This window comes from Bartonella senegalensis OS02 (assembly GCF_000312545.1).
GTDB lineage: Bacteria > Pseudomonadota > Alphaproteobacteria > Rhizobiales > Rhizobiaceae > Bartonella > Bartonella senegalensis.
Genome location: NZ_HE997540.1, coordinates 501608 through 505596, shown reverse-complemented (window position 1 = coordinate 505596; position 3989 = coordinate 501608). Strand labels below are relative to the sequence as shown.

Genomic DNA, 3989 nt, shown 5'->3' with positions numbered 1-3989 from the left:
ACGACCAATAATGATGTTACAACTCTTAAGAATAACTTTTCTGAGATACGGACGAGTGTGACAGGGGTTCAAACAAATTTATCAACAATAGCTAACAATACATCACAATATTTAGGTGGTGATGCTAATGTACTGAATGGTAAGGCACCTACTTATACTTTTGAAGACAAATCTTATAATGACGTTGCTAGTGCTTTTTCTGGTGTGAGCCACTCTTTTACAAAGGTAAAGCAACAAATTATCAACGTAAATAATTCTATCACGAATGTCGAAAATCAAATTAAAAATGTGGTGAGTGAAAGCCTTGTGCAGCAAGATAAAGAAACGCAACACATCACCATTGGTAAGGATACAGAGGGTGATAAAATCGATATTGCTAACAAAAATAAAGAAAAGCGTACTCTTACGGGGATAAAGAAGGGTGACGTCTCAAAAGATTCAACAGAGGCAGTCACGGGTTCACAGCTTTTTGCGACAAATCAGGAAGTAGATACTGTTTCCACTAATCTCCAAACCGCTGCCACGAATATAGCTAAATATTTTGGAGGTGGTGCTGAATATCAGAACGGTAAATGGGCTGATCCAAAATTTACAATAAAGTCAGTTAAAGCTGATGGTAAGGCTGAAGAGGCGAGCTATAAGAATGTAGCGGAAGCTTTAACTGGAGTTGGTACGTCTATCACAAATGTTCAGAATAAAGTTACTGAACAGATTAATAATGTGGTTTCTCAAGTTGCCGCCAACAGCTTTGTACAACAAGGTGATACAACAAAGCGTATAACCATTGGAGCAAAAGAAGAAGGCAGTGAAATCAATATTACTAACAAGAATAGTGAGGATCGTACCCTTTCCGGTGTGAAGGAAGCAACAAAGAATAATGAAGCTGTTAACAAAGCTCAGCTTGATACAAACATCAAGAAAGTAGAAGAGAAATTAGCAGAAGCAGTCGGTAATGTGACGCAACAAGTTACAGGGGATGCTTTATTGTGGAGCAATACTGATAACGCGTTTGTTGCCGATCATAAAAAGGATGGTGTAAAAACAAAGAGTAAAATTACCCATCTTTCGGATGGAAATATTGCTTCTGGCTCTACAGATGCAGTTACGGGTAAACAACTTTATTCTATGAACGAGCAGCTTGCGACCTATTTGGGTGGTGGCGCCGGCTATAATAAGGAAGGCGAATGGTCTGCTCCAACTTTTAAAGTCAAGACAGTTAAGAAAGATGGCAACTCTGGAGAGGAAAGCTATAAAAGTGTTGCAGAAGCTTTGGCTGGAGTTGGTAGTTCTTTCACAAACGTTCAGAATAAAATTACCAATGAGGTTAATAACGCAATTACTAAAGTAGAAGGCGATAATCTTGTGAAGCAAGATAATCTTAGTCTTATTACGATTGGTAAAGAAAGAGGCGGTTTTAAAATTGATCTTGCAAATCGTGATGGTTTAGATCGGACTCTCTCTGGTGTTAAAAAGGCTGAGAATGATAATGAAGCGGTTAATAAAGCTCAACTTGAAGAAAATTTAGAGAAGCTTTCTAACAGTCTTCAGTCTGATGAGTCCGCTGTTGTCCATTATGATAAAAATAAAGATGAAACTGGTAGCATTAATTATACGAGTATCACTTTGGGTAGAGGTGCGAATGCTCGTGCTGTCGCTTTGCATAATGTTGCTGATGGTAAGATTGCTGAGAATTCACATGACGCGGTCAATAGTGGACAGATTAATACAATTTCTCAGGAAGTTGCTACCTATTTTGGTGGTGGTACGATCTTTAGAGAGGGTACTTTTACGAATCCAACCTATAAATTATCGAGAGTTGCTGAGAAAGGTGAAGTGACAGAACAGTCTTATAACGATGTTGGTTCAGCTTTTGAAGGGCTTGATACGAGTGTCAAGAATGTAAATAATCACTTAACGAATGTTGTTAATGACTTTACTGAAAAGGTGAATAATATTACTCAATCAGTTCAAGGTGATGCCTTGTTGTGGAATAATGATAAAGGAGCATTTGTTGCTCTTCATGGGGATGGCAGCGAAAAATCTAATAGCAAGATTACATCTCTTCAAGCTGGAACTATTAATGAAAGTTCAACGGATGCTGTTAATGGTTCACAACTTTATTCGATGGGTGATAAGGTTGCAACCTATTTTGGTGGTAATTCTAAGTATGAGAATGGTGAATGGACTGCTCCAACATTTAAATTAAAAACGATTGACACTGATGGTAAGGAAAAGGATGAAGATTATCAGAATGTAGCTGCTGCTTTGAGTGGAGTTGGTACATCTTTCACAAATATCAAAAATGAGATTACTAAACAGGTTAACAACCTTCAATCAGATGATTCAGCGGTTGTTCATTATGATAAACAAAAGGATGGTGCAACTGATTATGCGAGTGTGACTTTAGGTGGTAAAGGTCAAACCCAGACAACTCTCCGCAATGTTGGTAATGGTATTATTGGTGATAAGTCGCATGATGCAATCAATGGCGGACAGATTAATAAAATTGGTGAAGATATAGCCAAATTCTTGGGAGGAGAAGCATCCTTTAACAATGGAGCTTTCACAGGACCAACTTATGCATTATCTGAAGTTTCTGAAAAAGGACAGGTCACAAATAAGTCCTATAACGATGTTGGTTCAGCTTTTACAGGTCTTGATGAAAATATTAAGAATGTGAATCAACGGATTAAGGAAGTCTCGGAGGGAGTTACACAGGATTCTTTAAATTGGAATAGTACTGAGGGCGCTTTTGTAGCTCAGCATGGTGAAAAAGAAAAAACGAATAGCAGAATTAAATTCCTTGCTGTTGGAGATATTTCCGCTACTTCAACAGAAGCTATTAATGGTTCTCAACTTTATTCTTTAGGTGACAATGTTGCGAAAGCTTTTGGCGGTAATGCTAAGTATGAAAATGGCACATGGACAGTCCCAAGCTTTAAAGTTAAAACAGTTAAGGATAATGGTGAATCTGAAGAGAAAGAGTACAAGAATGTAGCAGCTGCTTTTGAAGGTGTTGGTAGTTCTTTCACGAATATCAAAAATGAGATTACCAACCAGATTAATCATCTTCAGTCAGATGATTCAGCTGTTGTTCATTATGATAAAAAGGGTGGTAAAACTGATTATGCGAGTATAACTTTAGGTGGTAAAGATCAAAGCTTCACCGCTCTCCACAATGTTGCGGATGGTAGTATTGCTAAGGATTCACATGATGCTATCACGGGAGGTCAGATCAATACCATTGGTGAGGATATTGCTAAGTTTTTGGGAGGAGAAGCATCCTTTAAAGATGGTGCTCTTACACAGCCAACTTATAAATTATCTCAGGTTGATACTCATGGTAAGGTGGAGCCGACAGAGTTTAAAGATGTTGGCAAAGCCTTTGCAGGTCTTGATAGCAATATCAAGAATGTGAATGATCGGATTAAGGAAGTCTCAGAGGGAGTTGCACAGGATTCTTTAAATTGGAGTAATACTGAGGGTGCTTTTGTCGCTCAACATGGAGAAAAAGAAGGTAAAAAAGAAAATAGTAAGATCACCTTTCTTGCGAATGGAGAGATTTCCAAAGTTTCCACTGACGCAGTGACAGGTTCCCAACTTTATTCCTTACAGGATCAGTTTGCAAAATATTTTGACGGTGGAGCAGGTTATGATGATAAAGGAAAATGGACTGCTCCAAAATTTAAAGTTAAAACTGTCAAAGATGATGGCAATGAAGGAGAAGAGATTTATACGAATGTCGCGGAAGCTTTGACGGGAGTTGGTACGTCTTTCACGAATGTTCAGAATAAAGTTACCAATGATATAACCAATAAGTTCAACGAACTTAATCAAAACATAACGAATATTACGCAACAAGTTACAGGTGATGCTTTATTATGGAACGATAAAGCCAAGGCATTTGTCGCACGTCATAAAAAGGAAGCAGAAGAACAAGGCAAAGAAACGGAAGCACAAGAAAATAGCAAAATTACATTTCTTTTAGA

Annotated in this window: 1 pseudogene; it reads left to right on the top strand. The window is 37.9% G+C overall.

What is annotated here, in order from left to right:
* Positions 1-3989 (top strand): annotated as a pseudogene (locus tag BN200_RS02040) (hypothetical protein); the annotation flags it as partial.